The 6,311-nt window shown below is 72.8% G+C and carries 4 protein-coding genes; all 4 read left to right on the plus strand.

Annotated elements, in window-relative coordinates; genetic code table 11:
* The coding region (moeZ, locus tag VF542_RS04545) for an adenylyltransferase/sulfurtransferase MoeZ (protein ID WP_408650521.1) at nt 1–1,059 on the plus strand (1,059 nt) is incomplete at its 5' end.
* A gap of 18 nt (nt 1,060–1,077) precedes the next feature.
* Entirely contained in the window at nt 1,078–1,374 is a 297-nt protein-coding gene (locus VF542_RS04550; protein ID WP_408650522.1) for an MGMT family protein, read from the plus strand.
* A 135-nt stretch (nt 1,375–1,509) separates the two neighbouring features.
* Nucleotides 1,510–4,680: an ATP-dependent helicase gene (locus VF542_RS04555; RefSeq protein WP_408650523.1), complete on the plus strand. Its 3,171-nt coding sequence runs from the start codon at nt 1,510–1,512 to the stop codon at nt 4,678–4,680.
* A partial coding sequence (locus tag VF542_RS04560; protein WP_408650524.1) for an ATP-dependent helicase occupies nt 4,677–6,311 on the plus strand: 1,635 nt, incomplete at its 3' end. The genes VF542_RS04555 and VF542_RS04560, both read left to right, overlap by 4 nt.

Below are 6,311 nucleotides of genomic sequence, written 5' to 3' on the forward strand. Positions count from 1 at the left end.
CAGAAGCGGCTGAAGAACGCCAAGGTGCTGTGCGTCGGTGCCGGCGGCCTGGGCTCACCGGCCCTGATGTACCTGGCAGCGGCCGGCGTCGGCACCCTGGGCATCGTCGAATTCGACGTGGTCGACGAGTCCAACCTGCAGCGCCAGATCATTCACGGCCAGTCCGACATCGGCCGCCCGAAGGCCGAGTCCGCCCGTGACAGCGTGCGCGAGATCAACCCGCTGGTGAACGTCGTCGTGCACGACACCCGACTGGACAACGACAACGTCCTGGAGATCTTCGCCCAGTACGACCTGATCGTCGACGGCACCGACAACTTCGCCACCCGTTACCTGGTCAACGACGCCGCCGTGCTGCTGGACAAGCCCTACGTATGGGGCTCGATCTACCGCTTCGACGGGCAGGCCTCGGTGTTCTGGGACAAGTACGGACCCAACTACCGCGACCTCTACCCCGACCCGCCGCCGCCCGGCATGGTCCCCTCGTGCGCCGAGGGCGGCGTGCTCGGCGTGCTGTGCGCCTCGATCGGCTCGATCATGGCCACCGAGGCGATCAAGCTGATCACCGGTGTCGGCGATCCGCTGGTCGGGCGGCTGATGATCTATGACGCCCTGGAGATGACCTACAACCAGGTCAAGATCCGCAAGGACCCCAACACCAAGCCGATCACCGAGCTGATCGACTACGAGGCCTTCTGCGGAGTGGTGTCGGAGGAGGCCCAGCAGGCCTCCGTCGGGTCCACCATCACCGCCGCCGAGCTGAAGCAGCTGCTGGAATCGGGCAAGCCGGTCGAGCTGATCGACGTGCGCGAGCCCGCCGAGTGGGAGATCGTGTCGATCCCCGGCGCCAAGCTGATCCCCAAGGACCAGATCCTGCGTGGCGACGCGCTCGCCTCGCTGCCGCAGGACCGCCAGATCGTCATGTACTGCAAGACCGGCGTCCGCTCGGCCGAGACGCTGGCCGCGGTGAAGAACGCCGGGTTCTCCGACGCCGTGCACGTCCAGGGCGGCGTGACCGCCTGGGTGAAGCAGGTGGATCCCTCACTGCCGTCCTACTGAGCCGCCGGCTGCCACGCCGTGACCGAGGACCTGCCGCTGGCACAGCGGATCCTGGACTGCGTCGACTCGATCCCCGCCGGCAAGGTGATGTCCTACGGCGATGTCGCCGAGTTCGTGGGCAGCCGTGCCGCCCGCAACGTCGGACGGGTGCTGGCCGCCGACGGCGGCACGGTGGCCTGGCACCGGGTACTGCGCTCCGACGGCAGCTGCGCCGAGCACCTGCGCGCCGAGCAGCTGGCCCGGCTGGCGGCCGAAGGGGTGCCGATCCGGGGCGAGCGGGTGGACCTGGCCGCCGCCCGCTGGGACGGCCGCTGACGTCTGGACGCCATTGCGTCCAAGCGTCCAAGCGTCGGGCGTTCAAGCCTGGAAGCGTCCAAACCCGCGGGCCCGCCGGCGACACGGCCGGTTGGCCTACCCGAAACTGTCACCGCGCCGTGATGCTATTGCCGTGTGCTGACGAGCGTCACCTCCGAACCCGCGTTCCGGCTGGTGCACCCGCACCTGCCGGCGCAGCGGGTGCCGGTGCCCGACGCCGACCAGCAGCGGGTGATCGAGCATGACCACGGCGTCCTGAGGGTGCTGGCCGGCCCGGGCACCGGCAAGACCACCGCCCTGGTGGAGTCGGTGGTCGAGCGCGTCGACCGGCGCGGCGTGCCGGTCGAGGACATCCTGCTGCTCACGTTCTCCCGGCGGGCGGCCAGCCGGCTGCGGGACCAGGTCACCGCGCGGTTGCAGCGCACGATCTCCGAGCCGGTGGCCCGCACCTTTCACTCCTACGCGTTCGGGGTGGTGCGCCGGGCTGCCGTGCTCGCCGGTGATCCACCGCCCCGGCTGCTGTCGGGCTCCGAGCAGGACGTCACGCTGCGCGAACTGCTGGCCGGGCGGCTGGCCGACCGGGTCGATGCCTGGCCCGCCGAGCTGTCGGCCGCCGTGCACACCCAGGCCTTCGCCGAGGAGTTGCGCGACCTGCTGATGCGGGCCGTCGAGCGTGACATCAGCCCGCAGACCCTTGCCGCGCTGGGCGCCAAGCATGACCGGCCGGACTGGGTGGTGGCCGCCGATGTGCTGCGCGAATACCTCGAGGTCACCGCGCTGAAGGCGCCCGGCGCCTTCGACGCCGCCGAGCTGATCCAGCGGGCCAGCGCCGAGCTGCGGCACAACCCCGAACTGCTTGCCGCCGAGCGCCGGCAGCGCCGGCGGATCTTCGTCGATGAGTACCAGGACACCGACCCGGCCCAGATCGAGCTGCTCAAGCTGATCGCCGCCGGCGCCGACGAACTGGTGCTGATCGGCGATCCGGACCAGGCGATCTACTCCTTCCGGGGCGCGGAGCAGAGCGCGATGGCTGACATCGACCTGCATTTCGGCTGGCTGCCGGGCACCCCCCGGCCCGAGCCGGAGCCCGCCGGCCAGCTCCAGCTGAGCACGCCGGTGGAGACCGTGTCGCTGACCCAATGCCGGCGCAGCGGGCCGGTGCTGGTCGCGGCCTCCCGGCGGATCGCCGCCCGGCTCAGCGGCCCGGCACAGCACCGGGCGCTGGTCGCGGCCCCCGATCTGGACCCGGGCGCGGTCGAGGTCGCGGTGTTCGGTTCGGTCAGCCAGGAGGCGGCACACATCGCCTCGGTGCTGCGCCGGGCGCACGTCGAGGACCAGGTGCCCTGGTCGCAGATGGCGGTGCTGGTGCGCTCCGTCGGCCCGGCCGCCGACAGCCTCCGGCGGGGCCTGGTGGCGGCCGGCGTGCCGGTCGGGCAGGCGGTCCGTGGCCCGCTGATCGACGAGCCGGTGGTCGCCCAGCTGCTGGAACTGCTGCGGTGCGTGGCCGATCCGGCGGCCGTCCAGCCCGAGGCCGCCGAGGCGCTGCTGCTCGGTGCGGTCGGGCGGGCCGATCCGTTGCAGGTGCTGCGGATGCGCCGGCACCTGCGCCGGGGGCCGGACGGGCCGCTCACCCTCGCCGATCTGGTCGTCGAGCCTGGCGCGCTGGCTCTGGTCCCGGCCGCGGTCCGCCAGCCGGTCGAGCGGCTGCGTGCGGTGATCGACGCCGGCTCCACCGCGGCAGCGGTGCCCGGCTGCTCCGCCGAGGACGTGCTCTGGGCGGTCTGGCAGGCCAGCGGGCTGTCGTCCCGGCTCAATCGCCGCAGCGTGGCCGGCGGTCCGGACGGTGCCCGCGCCGACCGCGCCCTGGACGCGGTGCTGGCCCTGTTCATCGAGGCGGCGAAGCTGGCCGACCGCAGCCCCGGGAGCGGGATCAGCCAGCTGCGGGACTGGGTGCACCAGCTGCAGATCACCGACACCGGGCCCGGACGGCGGGCGGTGGCCGAGGAGGTCTCGATCCTCACGGCGCACGCCAGCAAGGGCCTGCAGTGGCAGCTGGTGTGCGTGGCCGGCGTCCAGGACGGCGTCTGGCCGAACCTGCGCCAGCGTGGCTCGCTGCTGGGCTCGGACCTGCTGGTCGACCTGGTGGCACACCGGGCCCGGGTCTCCAGCGGCCTGCTCGCCGAGCGGCTGACCGAGGAGCGGCGGCTGTTCTACGTGGCCATCACCCGTGCCAGCCGCGCGTTGCTGGTGACCGCGGTCGACAGCGACGAGGCCCAGCCGTCGCGGTTCGTCGAAGAGCTGGACCCGTTGCCCGACACGGTCGAGGCCCGTCCGGTGGCGACGGCCTCCCGCAGGTTCCTGCTGCCCGGCCTGGTCGCCGAGCTGCGCGGGGTGCTGGTCGATGAGAACGCCTCCGAGGACGAGCTGGCCGCCGCCGCCGAACAGCTGGCCAGGCTCGCCGACGCCGGCGTCTCCGGCGCCCACCCGCGGGACTGGTGGGGACGGGCGCCGCTGTCCAGCGACGCCCCGATCCGCCCCCGCTCGCTCGGGCCGGTGCCGATCCGGCCCTCGAAGTTCCAGGCCTACACCGACTGCGAGCTGCGGGCGTTGCTGATGGACCTGGGCGCCACCGATGCCACCGACGAGGTAGCCGCGTCGCTGGGAACCCTGGTGCACTGGGTGGCCGAGCAGGCCGAGCCGGGCGCCGGGGTCGAGGACCTCACCGAACTGCTGGAGCAGGGCTGGTCCCGGCTGGACTTCGGGGCACCCTGGCATGCCGTCACCGAACGCGCCCGGGCCCAGCGGATGCTGGCGGCGCTGGCCTCCTGGCTGGTCGAGAGCCGGGCCAGGCTCACGCTGGTGGGCCGCGAGGAGCCGTTCAAGGTGCAGATCGGCGACGCGCTGCTGTCGGGCAAGGTGGACCGGCTCGAGCGCGACCGCGACGGCCGGCTGGTGGTCATCGATCTGAAGACCGGCAAGAGCAAGCCGACCCAGAAGGACGTCGCCGTCCACCCCCAGTTGGCGGTGTACCAGCTCGCGGTGGCCGAGGGCGCCTTCACCGGTGGTGAACCGGCCGAACCCGGTGGTGCCCAGCTGGTCCAGATCGGAACCAGCTCGCCCGGGGCGCAGGCCCAGCCACCGTTGTCCGAGTTCGCCGAACCCGGGTCGGTCGCCGACGACCTCGCCAGGATCGCCGCGGTGCTGCGCGGCAACACCGTGACCGCGCAGCCCGGCAAGGCCTGCAGCCGGTGCCTGGTGCGCGGCTGCTGCCCGGCCCAGGACGACGGCCGGCAGGTGACCCAGTGACCACCCGGTCCCGGACGGCCCCGCCGCCGGCAACCCATGCCCGGCCGGCCCGGACCAGCCAGGCCCGGATCACCCGCACGGCCCCGACCACGACTGATCAGCCCCGTTTCCAGCCCGCCGAGGTGGCCCGGCTGCTGGGATTGTTCCCGCCGACCGACGAGCAGGCCGCGGTGATCCAGGCACCGCTGGAACCGGCAGTGGTGATCGCCGGCGCCGGGTCCGGCAAGACCGAGACGATGGCCGCCCGGGTGGTCTGGCTGGTCGCCAACGAGCTGGTCGCGCCGGACCGGGTCCTCGGACTGACCTTCACCCGCAAGGCGGCCGGTGAGTTGCAGCACCGGATCCGGGCCCGGCTGAAGTCCCTGTACCGGGCGCTGGGGCGGAGCCCGGACGGCGGTGAGCCCACGGTGCTCACCTACGCCGCGTACTCCGGCCGGCTGGTTGAGGAACACGGCATCGTGCTGGGCTTCGAGCCGGGCTCGCGGCTGCTCACCGAAGCGGCCCGGTGGCAGGTCGCCGACGCGGTGGTTCGGCGCTACGACGGACAGTTCACCCTGGAACCGGGCGTGGTGGCCACCGTCACCGAGCGATTGCTCGACCTGTCCGGGCAGCTCGCCGACCATCTGGCCGAGCCGGAGCAGGTTCGCCGGCTCGCTGCCCGGATGCGGGACGAGCTGGCGCCGCTGCCGCCGAAGCCGGGCGCGCGCAGCCGTTCCCGACCGGAGAATGTCGAGAAGCTGCTGGAGAGCCTGACCAAGCGACTGGACCTGCTGCCGCTGGTGGAGCTGTTCAGCGAGCGCAAGCGAGCCGACGGGTTGCTGGACTTCGCCGACCAGATGGTGCTGGCCAGCAGGCTGGCCGCGATACCGGCGGTCGCGGCGGTCGAGCGCTCCCGCTATGACGTCGTGTTGCTGGATGAATACCAGGACAGCGGCCATGCCCAGATCCAGATGCTGGCCGCATTGTTCGGCAACGGCCGCGCGGTCACCGCGGTCGGTGATCCGCTGCAGTCGATCTACAGCTGGCGGGGCGCGAGCGCGGCCAACATCGGCAAGTTCGCCGAGCGGTTCCGCACCGGCTCCGGCAGGCCGGCGCCGGTGTACTCGCTGATGACCAGCTGGCGCAACGACCGCCGGATCCTCGCGGTGGCCAACCGGGTCGCCGACGAGCTGCGCGGACCTGCCGGCCTGCCCCTGACGGCCCGTCCCGAGGCGCCGGATGGCCAGGTGCTGGCCCGGTACAGCGAGTCCGTCGCCGACGAGGCAGGCTGGCTCGCCCAGCGGCTGCGTGCCGAGTGGGACACCCGCCTGGACTGGACGTCGGGCCAGCGGACCCTGGCGGTGCTGGTGCGCAAGCGGTCGGGGATCGCGCTGATCGCCCAGGCGGTGCGCAACGCCGGGCTGCCGGTCGAGGTCGTCGACATCGGTGGCCTGCTGACGCTGCCCGAGATCGCCGACGTCCGCGCGGTGCTGCAGGTGCTCGCCGATCACAACGCGGGCGGCTCGCTGGCCCGCCTGCTGACCGGTGCCCGCTGGCGGATCGGACCGGCTGACCTGGTGGCGCTGCACCAGCGGGCTCGGGTGCTGGCCAGGATGACCGGGCTGTCGATGCGCGGGCCGTCCGCCGACACC

Origin of the sequence: Jatrophihabitans sp. (assembly GCF_036389215.1) — a bacterium.
Lineage (GTDB): Bacteria > Actinomycetota > Actinomycetes > Mycobacteriales > Jatrophihabitantaceae > Jatrophihabitans_A.